Source organism: Arthrobacter sp. FB24, from assembly GCF_000196235.1.
Taxonomy (GTDB): domain Bacteria; phylum Actinomycetota; class Actinomycetes; order Actinomycetales; family Micrococcaceae; genus Arthrobacter.
This window is the reverse complement of sequence record NC_008541.1, coordinates 3,550,191-3,564,776: the sequence shown is the minus strand read 5'-3', so window position 1 is coordinate 3,564,776 and position 14,586 is coordinate 3,550,191. Positions and strand designations below refer to the sequence as shown.

13 protein-coding genes are annotated in these 14,586 nt (G+C 66.1%); 4 read left to right on the top strand and 9 right to left on the bottom strand.

Going from position 1 to position 14,586, the window contains the following annotated elements; genetic code table 11:
- The first annotated feature begins 82 nt into the window (after positions 1-82).
- Complete coding sequence (locus ARTH_RS16115; protein ID WP_011693001.1) at positions 83-1,444, top strand: MinD/ParA family ATP-binding protein; 1,362 nt, start codon at positions 83-85, stop codon at positions 1,442-1,444.
- Between the two features lie 10 nt (positions 1,445-1,454).
- Here ARTH_RS16115 and ARTH_RS16110 read toward each other — a convergent pair whose 3' ends face one another.
- The 8 genes from ARTH_RS16110 to ARTH_RS23185 all read right to left on the bottom strand — a co-directional run bounded on the left by ARTH_RS16110 (position 1,455) and on the right by ARTH_RS23185 (position 10,502).
- A complete protein-coding gene (locus ARTH_RS16110) occupies positions 1,455-2,192 on the bottom strand; it encodes a GAF and ANTAR domain-containing protein (protein WP_011693000.1) in 738 nt (245 codons plus the stop codon).
- Between the two features lie 142 nt (positions 2,193-2,334).
- Positions 2,335-3,075: a GAF and ANTAR domain-containing protein gene (locus tag ARTH_RS16105; protein ID WP_011692999.1), complete on the bottom strand. Its 741-nt coding sequence runs from the start codon at positions 3,073-3,075 to the stop codon at positions 2,335-2,337.
- A 136-nt stretch (positions 3,076-3,211) separates the two neighbouring features.
- Positions 3,212-4,813, bottom strand: a complete 1,602-nt coding sequence (locus ARTH_RS23200; protein ID WP_011692998.1) for a carboxypeptidase regulatory-like domain-containing protein — start codon at positions 4,811-4,813, stop codon at positions 3,212-3,214.
- 90 nt (positions 4,814-4,903) lie between these two features.
- Entirely contained in the window at positions 4,904-5,203 is a 300-nt protein-coding gene (locus ARTH_RS16095; RefSeq protein ID WP_043429974.1) for a hypothetical protein, read from the bottom strand.
- The gene (locus ARTH_RS16090) at positions 5,188-5,595 is read right to left on the bottom strand and encodes a hypothetical protein (protein ID WP_043429972.1); all 408 of its coding nucleotides are present in this window, start codon (positions 5,593-5,595) and stop codon (positions 5,188-5,190) included. Before ARTH_RS16090 ends, ARTH_RS16095 begins: the two co-directional genes overlap by 16 nt.
- Positions 5,596-5,600: 5 nt before the next feature.
- Positions 5,601-7,514: a chitobiase/beta-hexosaminidase C-terminal domain-containing protein gene (locus tag ARTH_RS23195; protein ID WP_011692996.1), complete on the bottom strand. Its 1,914-nt coding sequence runs from the start codon at positions 7,512-7,514 to the stop codon at positions 5,601-5,603.
- 4 nt (positions 7,515-7,518) lie between these two features.
- Positions 7,519-8,778, bottom strand: a complete 1,260-nt coding sequence (locus ARTH_RS24300) for a CAP domain-containing protein (protein WP_052309712.1) — start codon at positions 8,776-8,778, stop codon at positions 7,519-7,521.
- Between the two features lie 122 nt (positions 8,779-8,900).
- On the bottom strand, positions 8,901-10,502 hold the full coding sequence (locus tag ARTH_RS23185; protein ID WP_232223531.1) for a CAP domain-containing protein: 1,602 nt from the start codon (positions 10,500-10,502) through the stop codon (positions 8,901-8,903).
- 283 nt (positions 10,503-10,785) lie between these two features.
- Here ARTH_RS23185 and ARTH_RS16070 point away from each other — a divergent pair, with 283 nt between their 5' ends.
- From ARTH_RS16070 to ARTH_RS16060, 3 genes are all read left to right on the top strand, one after another.
- Positions 10,786-12,003, top strand: coding sequence for an MFS transporter (locus ARTH_RS16070; RefSeq protein WP_011692993.1), 1,218 nt, complete (start codon positions 10,786-10,788; stop codon positions 12,001-12,003).
- Positions 12,004-12,077: 74 nt separating this feature from the next.
- On the top strand, positions 12,078-12,605 hold the full coding sequence (locus ARTH_RS16065) for a DUF1579 family protein (protein WP_156810685.1): 528 nt from the start codon (positions 12,078-12,080) through the stop codon (positions 12,603-12,605).
- Between the two features lie 9 nt (positions 12,606-12,614).
- Positions 12,615-13,349 carry a hypothetical protein gene (locus ARTH_RS16060; RefSeq protein WP_011692991.1) on the top strand — a complete coding sequence of 245 codons (735 nt, stop codon included), beginning with the start codon at positions 12,615-12,617 and terminating at the stop codon, positions 13,347-13,349.
- Positions 13,350-13,427: 78 nt separating this feature from the next.
- Here ARTH_RS16060 and ARTH_RS16055 read toward each other — a convergent pair whose 3' ends face one another.
- Complete coding sequence (locus ARTH_RS16055; RefSeq protein ID WP_198011515.1) at positions 13,428-14,516, bottom strand: flavin-containing monooxygenase; 1,089 nt, start codon at positions 14,514-14,516, stop codon at positions 13,428-13,430.
- Positions 14,517-14,586: the final 70 nt, after the last annotated feature.

Below are 14,586 nucleotides of genomic sequence, written 5' to 3'. Positions count from 1 at the left end.
GCCTATTGCGCCTAGAATTGCTCTTTGACCGAAGCCGTAAAGAGCCGTTGCACGCTTTGCCGAATGTCCTGGGGGGACGAACATGCCCGAATCGGCCGATAAGAACGCACGCGCCACTGCACACAATGCAGGGCAGCCCCAGCCGCGCCGCCGCCGCGACCTCCGTCGCCCGGCCGGTGCGTCTCCGGACGCCCGGACAGGAACCATGCCCGCCGCTGCCACCCCGAACAACAGCCGCACCGCACCCACCCGGCGGAGTTCCTGGGCCGAAGCGGCAGCCGTCGCCGACGCACAGGCACAAGCCGGAGCAACTCCCGAGGCCCCGGCGGCGGCCCCCGCCCCGGTGCCGGCCGCTGTTCCTGCCTCGGTTCCCGCGCAGCCGGCCGACCGGCCAGCCGTGCAGCCGGCGGCAAACCCGGCCACCTCCCGCAGGGGCGCCGTCCCTGCGGAACCCAGCGCGCCGCCGTCGAACGTTTCCCGCCAGGCCGCCAAACTGGCAGCAGCGGACGCGCCCATCTCCGACTTCATCACCGCGCCGGGTTCGTTTGTCCGTGAACAGAAGCCGCGCCCGCGCGGCGGGTTCCGCGGCGCCCTCTACGCCATGACCGGCGGAGCCATCAACTTGGGCCCCGGCCCCCGGCAGCGCGAAGAGGACGAACTGGGCCGGCGCATCTCCCGCCAGTTGCAGGGCAGCTACAACACCGCCGTGCTCAGCCTCAAGGGCGGCATCGGCAAGACCTCCACCACCGTGGGCGTGGGCCTGACCCTCGCCGAATTCCGCGGCGACGCCCCCTGCGCCATCGACGCCAACCCGGACTCGGGCGACCTCGTGGAGCGGGCACTGGGCGAAGGCATCTACCAGCAGTCCAGCCCGCGCACCATCACGGACCTGCTCAAGAACATCGACTCCGTGGACTCCCTCACGGCGCTGGCCCGCTACATGCACCACGCCGGCCGCCTGCACCTGATCGCGGGGGAGCAGGACCCGGAAGTGTCCGACTCGCTCACGGCCGAGGAATACCTCCGCATCCGCAAGCTCATCTCCGGCTATTACTCCGTGGCCCTGACCGACTGCGGCACCGGCGTCACGCACAATGCGATGAGCGGGATCCTGCAGTCCGCGGACAACCTGGTGATCGCCGCCGGCTACGCGGTGAGTGGCGCCAAGCGCGCCCGCAGCACCCTGCAGTGGCTCGCCAGCCACGGCTACGAGGACCTGGCCCGCAACGCCATCGTGGTGATCACGGACAAGGACGAGGTCTCCTCCCGCGTGGACAAGGACGCTATTGAGGACCACCTCTCCGGCATCTGCCGGCAGCTGATCGCCGTTCCGCACGACCGCGGAGTGGCCGACGGCGACCTGGTCACCCTGGATGTGCTCAAGCCGGAGACCCGGCGCGCCTACAAAGAGATCGCTGCCGCGATTGTGGACGGGTACGTCTAGGCGCTGCGGGCTACCGCCAGTACGGGCCTGCCGGCCCCTGACGTGCGGAGATCTTAAGGATTTCCGCGCTGACGCTGGCAAGTGACTGCTTGCTGGTCCTGGACAGGTGCATCAGTTCCTCAAGGGCGCGCTCCGGGGTGAATCCGTGCCGCTGCATCAGAATCCCCTGCGCACGGTGGGTGGTGTCCCGGCTGTGCAGGGCCGCGGTAACCACTTCCGTGAAGCGGCGCGGAGTGTCGGGACCTTGAATGTGGTCCAACAGCGTGGCTGCGGGAACCGCGAATTTTTCCAGCGACAGGGCCGCGGCATTATCGAAAGCCCCGGGTAGCGATGAGTAGACCTTCAACGCCCCCAGGCACCTGCTGGCCACAACAAGGGGAGAGCTGACCACGGACTTTATGGAGAGATCCCTGGCGGCCCGGGACCAGAGCGGCCAGCGCTCATCGGATCCGGCGTCGTTGACCAGGACGGTGCGCTGGGACTCCCAGGCGCGCAGGCAGGGTCCCTGGCCGAGTTCGTACTGTGCCGCGTCCGCGTTGATCACCACGGTGTCCGTGGACCCCGCGCTGGACAGGCCGCCGTCTTCGTCCACCAGGGAAACTCCCACCCCGGAGCACCCCGGAAAAGCGTCGCGGATGCCTTCGGCGAGCAGCTGCACGGCGCGGTCCACCTTCCCCCGGGTCAGGAGCAGGCCCTTGATACGGGCAAAGGTGAGCGTTATTTCATCAAGCGGGAGTTCCTGGGGCATGCGTACGGGCTCTCTACACAGGACGTACGGAACGTCCTGATAAAAGCCCCCTGCTGAGCCGGGACCGGGAAGGGTCCGTAACCAGCATAACCCTCCCCGGGACTGTCCCTGCTCCGGGACTGCGTTCTTGCAGGGCCTCCGATCACTTCCGGCGGGTGACAATCTCCCCGCTGCTGGCCAGATGTTCGGCCACGTCCCTGAGCTTCATGTTCGATTCCGAGCTCGCCTTGGTCAGTACCAGGAAGGCCTGCTGGGGCGTGATCTTGAACCTCTCCATCAGAATTCCCTTGGCCTGGCCGATCAGGTCCCGGGTGTCCAGGGCCTGGGTCAGCTGCGCGATTTCCTTGGCGTCGGAGAAGGCGATGGCGGCGTGGGCAGCTACCAGGAGTGCGATCTGTTCCGATTCGTCGTCGAAGACGTTCACGTCCTGGCCATAAAGGTTCAAGGCACCCAGTTTGTCTCCCTCCACGAAGAGCTGGATGGAGAGCATGCTGCGGGCGCCAAGGTTGTAAGCCGCCTGCGCGAAGCCTGGCCATCGGTTGTCGTTGGCCAGGTCGGGAACCCGCACCACGCGTTCGTCATAGGCTGCTTCCAGGCAGGGGCCCTGACCCATCTCACTTTGCAGCGCGTCTATTTTGACGGGAAGTTCACCCGAGGCAGCCCGGGACTCGATCGTGCGGCGGCCGGTCACCAGGCTGATGGAGGCCTCCGAGACGTGCGGGATCAGTTCCAGGGCGGCGTGGACAATGATCTTCAGGATGACTTCGGTGTCCTGTTCCTGCTGCAGGTCCCGGGCAAGATCGCTGAGCTGGCCAGCCAGTCCGGCGCTGGCCGCCCGGGGCTGTTCAAGAGGTTCGCGAGTGCTGGCGGACTTCGATGTCATGGCTTGTCCCTAACCGGGTTACGAAAGCTTTTCGGCGATACCTGATCCTAGCCCCGTGGCGGGGCGATGCGTGAGGGGCTGCTGGAAGTTCCCGCCCTGACCCGGACCGTTGAACCGGGTGAACCGCGGGCGGCCGCTACACCGGGGTGAACTTTGAAGCGAAGCGGTACATGAAGGCTGCCATGGCGTCGCGGTTCACTGCCTGGTAGGGCCGGAACGTCCTGGTCCCGTCCGTTTCCTTCCAGCCCGTGGAAATATCCTGCGCGGCCAGCCATGTGATCTCGTGATAATAGACGTTGTCCGTGGTCACATCTGCGAATGGGGAAACGGCGGGCGGATCGAAGGCCGGCCTTCCTGCCAGGCGGTACATAAACGCTGCCATCGCGTCACGATTGACCGGCTGGCTGGGCCGGAACGTCCTGGTGCCGTTGCCGTCAACCCAGCCCGTGGAAACGTTGCGGGCCGTGAGCCAGATGATCTCCTTGAAGTACATGTCGCTCGGGGCCAGGTCCGCGAACGGCGAGACGGGCGGCGGCCAGAAATCCGGCTTGCCGGACAGCCGGTACATAAACGCCGCCATCGCGTCGCGGTTCACGGGCCACAGCGGGCGGTACGTCTTGGTGCCGTTCGGTTCAACCCAGCCGGTGCTGATGCCCTGGCCGGCCAGCCAGTTGATCTCGGCCTCGAACTGGGTGCCCGGGGGAACATCGGCGAACACCAGCGGCGACGCGGAGGCAGTGAGCTGGATGGTCTGCTGCAGCCCTCCGACCGCCTGACCGGCGTCAACCGTCAGCACGGGCGAGTCATCGGGGCTGCCGGTCTGGCCGTACCACTGCGGCTCGAGGCCGGATGCTTCAAAGGCGAGCTTGTAGGTGCCCGGCTTCACATGGCCGATGTCGAAGTTGCCGCCGGCGTCCGTCCGGGCGCTGGGCACGCTGGTGGACCCGTCCTGCGGGTAGGCGCTGACGAAGATCCCGGCCGGCGAGATGCCCTCGGGAACCGTGACCGTCCCGCCGACTGCCCCGGCGGCGGTGAGCGTCTGATCCACATTGTTGATCCCGCCAAGGTGCGGCACGTCCAGGACGGTGGCGGCTGCCTCCGTGGCACCGCCGTAATAGCTGCTGACGATTCCGCCGCCGGCCCGGTCCTGCGAGGAGAAGGACAGCTGGTACCGGCCCGGCGGAAGCCCGTTCAGCACATAGCTGCCGTCAGCCCGCGCGTACACCGTGGCGGAATGCAGGTAGCTGGCATTGCCGGTTTCGCTGGCAACGATCCTGACCTTCGCAGCGTCCACCCCGGACGGCAGGGTGAGCCGGCCGCTGATGAAGGCTCCGGCGTCGAGCGTTCCCGAGATGCCGGCGAGGCTCTGGCCGGCGGCAAGCGTGACGCTGGTGGCCTGGCTGAAACGGGCACCGCCCTTGTACCACTGCGGTGCGGGGCGGATACTGTCCGGGCTGGGCCAGGACTGGTAATCAAAGCGGACCGTGTAGGACCCGGCAGCCAATTCATCAAAGCGGTAGGAACCGTCCGCGGAAACGCCGATCTGGCGGGAGTAATTCGTGCCCGAAATTGCGACGAACGCATTCTTTACATCCGCGCCCGCGGGCACTGATACCGTGCCGCTAATGGTGGCTCCGGCTGCCGCTGTGGCCGCCGGCGCCGCCGTCATAAACAGCAGCGACAGAACGGCCGCGAGGATTACCGGACCCAGTGTTTTGGGCCGCGCCAGCAGTGTCAATTGTTCCCCCAGATAATGAATCCAAAACGGCACCGGAAAAGTGCAAGTGAGCGAAGTCTATTCCGGCCGGATAAACAAGTCGAACAATGGCTAGTTCCGCTTGCCTTTCGGCGGCTTGCTTTTGGGCGGTGCGCCGGTGGCTTTCCGGGCGAGTTCGACGGCGGTGCCGGACATTTCGTCCGACAGTTTCACGACGTCGTACAGCCCCATGAGTGTGCGGTCCACGCTGTAGGCGGAGACACGGGACCCGGCGTCGGCCGCTTCGACGAAGAACTGCAGCGCCGGCCGGCGCTTCATGTCCCGGGCGGCGTCACGGTGCCACCATTCGGCGGCCTGCCATTCCTTGCCCAGTTGAATCCACAGGCTGCGGTCCATCACCTCGGTGCGCACTCCGGGCTGCTCGAAGGTGTCCTGCAGGGCTTCGAGCGCCTGGTCCGGCGGCAGCGGCGAGTCCCATTCCTCCTTATTGGAAACCGTCCCGGAGCATCCTGGCGCATGATCTCCGCAGGCATGGGCGGCGGTTTGGCGAGCCCGGCTCCATGTGTGAACAGGATCCACAGCACGGCGATGCCGGCGTACAGGAACAGGTTGGGAACAGGCCCCAGGTATGGCCGGCCGTCGAGCAGAAACTCCAGCAGCAGCCAGACGGCCACAAGGGTGGCGCCGGCCCAGAACTTCCGCCGGGTGGTGTTGAAGTACAGGAGCACCCGCTGGCGGGGCGACAGCGGCGCCCGGTCATCCGGGGGAACCGGCTGGCCGGACGCCGCTGTCTCGTCATCCATGAAGGCTACTTAGTGCCGAAGGCGCTGTGGAGGCGGTACATGAAAGCAGCCATGGCGTCGCGGTTGACCGGCTTCAGCGGGCGGTAGGTCCGCGTCCAGTTCGGTTCCGTGTATCCCGTGGATATGCCTTTGTCAGCGAACCAGCTGATCTCCTTGTAGAACGGTGAGCCGGCGACATCCGTGAATTGCGAAAGGGGTGACGCGCCAAAATCGGGGCTGCCGGCGAACCTGTACATGAAGGCTGCCATCGCATCCCGGTTGACGGGCTGCAGGGGACGGTAGCTCCGGCGTCCGTTGCCTTCGTCCCACCCGGTGGAGATTCCCGTTGAGGCCAGCCAGGTAATTTCCTTGTAGAACTGGTTCCCGGGTGCGATGTCAGTAAACGGGGATGCGGCCGGAGGGATAAACGGCGGGTACCCGGCCAGCCGGTACATGAACGCCGCCATCGCGTCCCGGTTCACGGGCTGCACGGGCCGGTATGTGCGGGAGCCCCGTTCGTCCCAGCCCGTTGAAATGCCTTCCTTGGCGAGCCAGCTGATCTCGGCGAAGAACTGGGTTCCCGGCCCGATGTCGTCAAACACCGGCGTTTGTACTACGAAGCTTCGGCTCACCGGAACGGACGAGTTGCCGCTGGTGTCAACGGCAATGAACCGGTAGGCCGCGCTTGCTTCCAATTTGAGCGGCGACGAATACTCGGAGGAGGCGGTTGTCGGAGTGCTTCCATCAGTGGTGTAGTAGACGGCTGCCACCTCGTCAGTCGAAATCTCCAGCCGCTGCCCGGTCAGGTAGGTCCCGTTCTGGAGGGACATGGACATTGAGGGGGCGGCGGAGTCCACGACCGGCTCGGGCTTGATCGAGTAAACCTGGGTGGCGGCCGCCGAGACATTTCCCGCCAGATCAATGCCGATGAAACGAAGCTCGGTGGTCCTGTCCAGGGAGAAGGGGCCGCTGTAACGGCCGCTGCTTTGCGTCGGCGTCGAACCGTCTGTTGTGTAGAAGATGTCAGCGGTCTCATCTGCCGCGAGGGAAAGTGCCTGGCCGTAGAGGTACGTTCCCTGGGCAAGGGAGGGAGCCACCACCGGTGCCGTGGTGTCCGGCGGCAGGGTGAACGACGGCGGGGGACCCGCCACCACGACGTCGGACTGGGCGCTGGACTTTGTCACCGTGGCCCATCCAGGGCGCCAGCCCGTCCGGGTCACCGTCATTTTGTGGCCGATGTCCGCCGTCGTCAGGACGTACTCTTCGCCAGTGGCTCCGTCCACAGCTGCACCGTCGCGCTTCCACTGGTGGGAATATGACAGCTCGGTGTACCGCCAAGTATTGGTCGCGTACAGCCGCGTGCCGACGCTCGTGACGGAGTTTCCGACGACGATTTCCGGCGCCGGCGGATCGACGTATGACTCAGCGAGAGCAATAACGGCCGTGGGTGCGCTGGTCCGCGCCAGACTGGCGAAGGCTGCCTTCGATCCGGTCACGGTCACCGTTATGGCTTTGCCCTGGTCCGACTCGGTCAGCGTGTAGGACTGTCCGGTCGCTCCGGGAATGGCACGCCCGTTCCGCTTCCACTGGACGTGCAGCGTGACGGGGTCCGGAACCCAGTTGCAGGGCTGGACCGTAAGCGTCCTTCCGACGGCGGGACGGCCCGCAATCAGCGGTGACGGGGCGAACAGCCAGTTCTGGAACCGCTCCGGTTGAGGACCGTAGTGCACCACGTTGTCCGGGCCGACCCACGCGCCACCGGGACATTCGCCGGCACCTTCGTCGCCGCGGTCGAAACATGTGTAAGCCCCGTTGGGAACGAGGACGCAGGCTTCTGACGCCTGCGCCGGAACTGCCGGACCGGCCAGAGTTGACGCCCCGGCCACGAGGGCTGCCACAACGAGGTAGCGGGTGCGGGCGGGGCGTTTTATTAAAGCCATGCGGCTAGCCGTTCGCCGGGCTGGTGACCAGGCGGTACATGAAGGCGGCCATGGCATCGCGGTTGACCGAGTTCAGCGGCCGGTAGGAGAACTTTCCGTTTCCTTCATCCCAGCCGGTGGAGATCTTCAGGGAGGCCAGCCAGGTGATCTCCTTGTAGAACTGGTTGCTGGTGGACACATCTACGAAGGGCGAAGTGGCCGGGGGGGTGAACGCGGGCTGGCCCATGAGCCGGTACAGGAACGCGGCCATGGCGTCGCGCTTCACCGGCGTCAGCGGACGGTACGTGTACTGGCCGTTGCCTTCATCCCAGCCGCCGGAGATGCCGTATTCCGCCAGCCAGTTGATCTCCTTGTAGAACTGCGTCCCGGGAGCGATGTCTGCGAACCAGGAGTAGTACGGCGCGCTGTACGGGGGTTCGCCCACCAAGCGGTACATAAACGCTGCCATGGCATCGCGGTTGACCGGCGTCACGGGACGGTAGGTGGTGGTTCCGTTCGCTTCCTTCCAGCCCGTGCTGATGCCCTGGCTGGCGAGCCAGTTGATCTCATCCGCGAACTGGGTGCCGGAAGGGACATCCGCGAACGGGGTCGATTCTGCTGAACCGTTCAGGAACTCCGCAGCTGTGGCGTACGAGCCGGCCGGGGGCATCGCGAAATTGAAGAAGTTCACGGTGCCCAGGAGGTAGTCGGGATCGGAAAGCCGGGCGATGCCGATGCCGATGGTGGTGTAGTTGGGGTCACTCATGATTGCGTTGTGGCCGGGCGAGGCGATCCACTGGTCCACCAGACCGGCTCCGGAGTGGTCCGGGCGGCCGGCGATGATTTCGCCTGCATAGGTCCAGCGGCCTTCCACACGCGGATCGGTGTGGAAGCCGGGATTGTGCTCGAATTTGCCGCTGCTGGCCATGTAGTCGGACCAGTCCTCGGCCATCTCGGACACCGTGGCATTGAATGTCACGGCCTGCAGCCCCTTCGTGGCCCGGAAGGCATTGATGGCGTTGAAGACATCGGTGAGCTGCTGGCTGTTGGCCCTGTTGATGGTTCCGCCGGCGGTCGTGGTGCCTTCGGTGACGGGTCCGCTTCCGGTGGTGGGCGCGCCGGGCAGTGGTCCGGCTGCCGGAGCCTGGGCGGCGGCGGGCGCCGGTACGACCGCTGGAGTTCCCACTTGCTCACCCTGGCGGGTATCCGACGCTTCGGTTGCGGGCGCCACGGGAGCCGCGGTGGCGGCCGGACCGCCAACAAAGAACGTTGCGGAAAGCAGCATGGTGCAGGTGAGAGCGGCTGCCGCCTTCCGTGCGGTCCGTGGACTCCGCAACGAGCGCAGGCTTGTAACGAGTAGGTGCAATTGGTTCCCCCTGAAGGTTGATGAGCGGTACGCGAGCGGCCTCATGGCCGGCCGAATTTTGTGTTCCAGCGGTACATGAAGGCGGCCATGGCGTCGCGGTTGACGGCAGACCAGGGCCGATAGCTGGCTTTGCCGTTGCCTTCGTTCCAGCCCGAGGAGATGCCCTGCGCGGCCAGCCACGTGATTTCCTTGTAGAACTGGTTGCTCGTATCCACATCCATGAACGGCGAGGCGAGCGGGGGCGTGAAGCTGGGCTGGCCGGCGAGCCGGTAAAGGAAGGCGGCCATGGCGTCCCGGTTGACGGGCGTCACAGGGCGGTACGTCCGCGCCCCGTTGACTTCCCAGCCAGTGGAAATGCGCTTGTCCGCGAGCCAGGTGATCTCCTTGTAGAACTTGGTGCTGCTGGACATGTCCGCGAACGGAGACGCGGCCGGGGCGTTGAAGGGCGGCTCGCCCAGCAGGCGGTACATGAAGGCGGCCATGGCGTCCCGGTTGACCGGAGTCAGCGGCCGGTACGTTGCAGAGCCGTCGCCTTCTACCCAGCCGGTGCTGATGCCACGGCTGGCGAGCCAGTTGATCTCGGTGGCGAACTGCGTTCCTGCAGGGACATCGGTAAAGCTGCCGGACGGCTCTGCGGGCGTCTCCGGGCCTGGATCAGCCGGCTGGTCCGGCTTGGCGAAGTAGTACTGCCAGGACGTGGTGCCGCTGAGCTTGTAGCCCTTGAGGGCCTCGGCCCGGATATAGACCGTTGTGTCCCACTCGCTGCTGAAGGTTGAGGAGCCCCAGAGGGAATCGTTGACCCAGTACTGGACCCCTTCCATGTAAGGAACAGTGAACCGGCCGGTTACGCCATCAAACGTCGGAGCGATCGGGACGATTTCCGTGGGCGGTGCCAGGAACTCATGCTCCCAACGCAGTGTCCCGAAGACGCGGTAGCCCGCCTTGGCGGTCGCAGTGACCTGCATGCGGCCCACCACGGCGTCGTAGGTTCCGGGCGGCGTCGGAACCTGGTTCACAAAGTAGTCCACTCCCTGGGCATCAGGGATGGTCACTTTATTGAGCCCGTCGTCAAAGACGGGATCTTCAGTATCGACGGTGATTATCTGTGCCGTGTCGATGGAGGGCTTGCCGTCGAAGAAGTCCTGGGCGGTGGTGTACATCCCAACCGGCGGATTCCAGAACGTGAAGAAATTCACCGTGCCATACAACGTCAGCTCGCCGCTGCGTTTGCCCTCCAAATAGGTGATCCCTACGCCCACGGTGGTGAGCTTGGGATCGCTCATGACGGCGTTGTGTCCGGGTGAGTCGATCCACTGCTCCACCAGTCCCTGCGCCCAGTCATCCGAACGGGCTGCGATGATTTCGGCCGCGCCGGCGAAGCGGCCCGTGACCCTGGCATCGGTGTAGAAATTCGGGTTGTGGACAAAATTACCGGAAGCCGCCATATGGTCGGACCAGTCTTCGGCCATCTCCGAGACAGTGGCATTGAAATTCACCGGATTGAGCCCTTGGGAGGCCCGGAAGTCGTTGATGCCATTGAAAACTTCGACGATTTTGGCCTGATTGGTCCGGTCGATTGTCTCGCCACCCACCAGCTCCGCAGCTTGCGCTGCCGGCATTCCCGCCAGCAACGATGCTGACAACAATGACAGGCAGATCAGCGCGCCAAGCGCTGATTTGGCTCCTCTTGAAACGAGCTCACGAGAGCGGTACAAAGCGCCGCGAAAGATATGCAATTGTTCCCCCATTTGGACATGTGACCCGGGGGAAAAGATGCAGCGATGAGACCTCCGGTAGCCCCCAGTATTCGCCGGCCCCGGAAGCGCAGCGACATCCAAAGAATGCCACAGCAAATGCGGTCAAACAATCACTTTCCATTTTCGCCACGGAAAACGGTATTGCCCGGGCCTGCATAGGATGAAAGGGATGACCTCCGCACAAGCCACCAAACCCTTCAGCCTCCGCAGCATTGCCGTCCCCGCGTTCGGACCGGCGCTGCTGTTCTGCATCGGCGAAGGGGCGGTGCTTCCGGTAGTGGCGCTTTCCGCGCGCGACCTCGGCGCGTCCGTGGCGGTGGCCGCGCTGATCGTCACTCTGATCGGCCTGGGCTCATGGTTCTTCAACCTGCCGGCCTCCCTGATCACCCTCAAATTCGGCGAACGCTGGTCCATCGTCGGGGCCGCCGCGGCCGGTGCCCTGGCGCTGGCGGCGGCAGCGCTGTCCTCGGTGATTCCCGACGGACTGTGGCTGCTCGCGGCGGCGATGGTCGTCGTCGGGATGGCCGCCAGCGTCTTCAGCCTGGCCCGGCAGAAATACCTGACCGAGGCGGTGCCCGTGGCCTTCCGCGCCCGCGCCCTGTCCACGCTGGGCGGCGTGAGCAGGATCGGCATCTTCATCGGCCCGTTCGTGGGCGCCGGCGTCATGCAGTTTGCCGGGATCAGCGGCGCGTACTGGGTGGGCGTTGCGGCCATGGCAGCGGCCGCCATCCTGTCCGTCACCATCCCGGACCTGCCGCCCGCGCCGGGATCCGCCGACGGGAACCGCGGACCGGAGCCCACCATGCGGGGCATTGCCGTGTCCCACGCCGGCGTGTTCCTTACCGTGGGCGCCGGGATCCTGCTGCTCAGCGCCCTGCGCGCCTCCCGCCAGGTGGTCATCCCGCTGTGGGCGGACAACCTGGGCATGGACGCCACGCACGCCTCGCTGATCTACGGACTCTCCGGGGCAATCGACATGCTGGTGTTCTACCCGGCCGGCAAGCTCATGGACCGCAAGGGCCGGCAATGGGTGGCCATCCCGTCCACGGTAATCATGGGCACCGCCCTGATGCTCATCCCGATCACGGGCACCTTCGTGGGCCTGCTGCTGGCGGCGCTGCTGATCGGGTTCGGCAACGGCATCAGCTCCGGCCTGATCATGACCCTCGGCGCGGACTTCTCCCCGGACCGCGGCCGCGGCCAGTTCCTGGGACTCTGGCGGTTCATTGCCGACGCCGGCGCCACGGGCGGCCCGGTGCTCCTCTCCGGCGTCACCGCCGCCGTCTCACTGGGGGCCGGCGTGTGGGCCACCGGCGTGCTGGGGTTCGCCGCCGCCGTCGTCTTCGCCATCACGATTCCGCGGCTCAAACACCGCCGGAACTACTAGCCGCGCGGTATCGGCGGGCCGTACCGGTGGCGCCCCCACTGGCGGCGCGGGCGGATCAGGGCCAGACTGCCGGTATGAAAATTGTCGAATGTTTGGCACCGTTCACGGGCACCTGGCAGGGCCACAACCGGATGCGGATCATGCCCACGGACGAATACCAGGAATCAGTGTCCGCCGCGACGGTGGCAGTGACGGCAAAGGACTTCGTGACCATCGACTACACATGGGCGCACGAGGGCCAGCCGCAGAACGGCCTGCTGCTCCTGGGCTCTGGGCCGGCCACTCGTGGTGACGCGGAAGGTGGGGCTAGGGCGGCGGGCGACGCACCGCCGTCGGACGCTTCTTCCGGAACAAACGCCACGGCGGTGTGGGTGGATTCGTTCCACTCCGGGCCGGAGTGGCTCACCCTTACCGGGACCATCGGCGACGACGGCGTGGTCCGGCTGACCGGCTCCTATCCGGCTCCGGAGGGACCCGACTGGGGCTGGCAGATCCACATCGAACCCGGCGACGGCAACGGCGGGCGCATCACCATGCACAACGTGGTGCCGGGCCACGATCCGTACCAGGTGGTCGAAGCCGCCTACCGCAGGCAGGCCTAGGAGCGCGCCATGGAATCCATCAGGTCACTCATCGCCGCCGCGGAACGCGACTCCCGGCTCCCCGAAGGAGCGGACGAACGGTTCACCGGCTACGGCATCATGGGCCAGCCGTTCAGCTCCGGCTACCTCCTCGCGCTGCGCCGGTTTCCCACCACCTCAGTGGGGCCCGGCTACACCGCCGTATGGATGCGCCGCCCCTCGGGCTCCTGGATTATGTACACGGACGTGCCCGCGGAGGTGTCCTGCCCCCGCTACTTCGGCAGCGCCCTGGAGTCCACGTCGGTCCACCGGATCGACGTCGCGTGGGCCGACGACCACCGCTTCACGGTGGACATAGCGGACGACGTCGGCCTCCACTGGGAGGTCACCCTCGCCGCCACACCGGTCACCCGTGCGATGTCCGCGCTCGCCTCCGCGCTGCCGGCAAAACTGTGGGGGAGCCCGGCCTTCTTACGGGTCATGGGAGCCGTGGCCGGGCCGGCGCTGCAGGCCGGCAGGATCGGGCTGGTTGGCCGGGTCCCGAACGGCCAGGGTTTCCGGGCCAACCCGAAACGGATGTGGTTCATCTCCGGCAGCACCGCCACATTGCAGGGCGAGAACCTGGGCTCCCTGCGGGCACTTCCGGTGCAGACCCGGCTGGGCGACTTCTGGATTCCCCAGCGCGGGATCTTCATGATGGGCTCGTCCAGGTTCGACGCGTTCGACCCCGCCGCGCACCACCCCCTCCCGGGCCCGCCCGACTAAACAGCAGCCTGTGGGGACGCTCTCTCACTACCGGCGCGTTTTTCTGGGACGCTCTCTCAGTACCGGTTGGGGCGGGCACTACTTCGTTGGCGCGGGGACTCCGCTCTTGCTGCGCTCCAGGATGCCGTCCACGACGTAGGCCGCGTCCCGGCCGACCCCGCCGATCAGCCCCGACGTGAGCGAGTACTGGAACGGCATGCCCACAAAGTACAGCCCGGGCAGCTCCGGCACGACCCCGCGGCGGGTTTTCGGCCAACCCCAGTCCGTCACGGGCAGGCCCTCAATCCAGTCCAATGCTGGTTTGTAGCCCGTCGCCCAGATGACGGTGCGTACGTTCCGGGACGTGCCGTCGTCGAACGCGGGCTGTCCGCCCACAGCGGCACTAAACCGCGGCAGCCGGACCACACCCGCCCTGTCCAGGTCCTTGACGGAGATTCGGATCAGCGGCGCCCCGCGCCGGTGGAAGTTGGCGGACACCTTCCGCCCCAGCGGGTTGGCCGTTGTCAGGACGAGATGGATGAACCGCCAGTAGAGCGGGTCTGCCCAGCGCAACACGGGATCGGGAACGTGGGGAGTGGGGCGGCCGGCGATAAATGTGCGGTGGGTAGCGGCGAGCTCCAGCGCAATCTCGGCACCAGAGGTCCCGGCGCCCACCACCAGCACGTCTCCGTCCGGGATGCCCGACGGACGCCTGTACTGCGAACTGTGGAGTTGCAGGATCCCGGCATCCAGGCCCGCGGCCGCGGCCGGGATCCGGGGGAGAGCGTTGGCGCCGACGGCGGCAATCACGTTGCGCGAGTGAAGCACGCCACCGCTGGTGGTCACGGCAAAGCCGCTTCCGGTTGTGCCCACGCTGGCCACCTGCACGCCGGTGCGGACGGGAAGGCTGAACTTTTGGGCGTAGCACTCAAGGTAATCCGCGAACTCGTCCGTGGAGGGGAACGTGTTCCGGGCCGCCGGGAAGGCAATGCCGGGGAGGGCGTCGTGCTGGGCCGGAGTGAAGAGGCGGAGGGAATCCCACCTGGCCCGCCAGACGTCCCCGATCCGGGGTGTTTGCTCCAGGATGACGAACCGCATCCCCGCCTTGGAAAGGTGATATCCGGCGGCAAGGCCAGCCTGCCCGGCACCGAGCACCACCACATCAAACTGCTGCATGCCCTGGTCCATGACTGGCTCCTTTGACCAACAACTGCGGTATTTCGATGTCGTTAGAATATCATTCCAGTGAGTGGAGGGA